1 protein-coding gene is annotated in these 219 nt (G+C 71.7%); it reads right to left on the bottom strand.

All coding sequences use genetic code 11. The annotated features are described in order from the left end of the window. Positions 1–190: hypothetical protein (locus tag IG08_RS62390; protein ID WP_267965083.1), on the bottom strand; the 190-nt coding region annotated here is incomplete at its 3' end. Positions 191–219: the final 29 nt, after the last annotated feature.

Here is a 219-nt window from a genome sequence, read left to right as displayed (position 1 = left end):
TCTCCGTCCCGACGGGGACCGCGGTCACGGTCGTCACTGCGGAACCCACGGTCCCGGTCGTCCCGACGCGGCGCACTGGGACGATCGTCCCTGCGCGGCGCACTCGGACGGTCATCCCTCCGCGGCCCGCTTGGACGGTCGTCCCGACGGAACGCCGGACGCGGTCCACGATCGCCTTCCCGACGGTCATCACGCCGACCATAGCCACCGTTACCACCA

Source organism: Streptomyces fulvoviolaceus (genome assembly GCF_000718165.1).
Classification (GTDB): domain Bacteria; phylum Actinomycetota; class Actinomycetes; order Streptomycetales; family Streptomycetaceae; genus Streptomyces; species Streptomyces fulvoviolaceus.
This window is presented reverse-complemented; position numbering and strand designations above follow the sequence as displayed.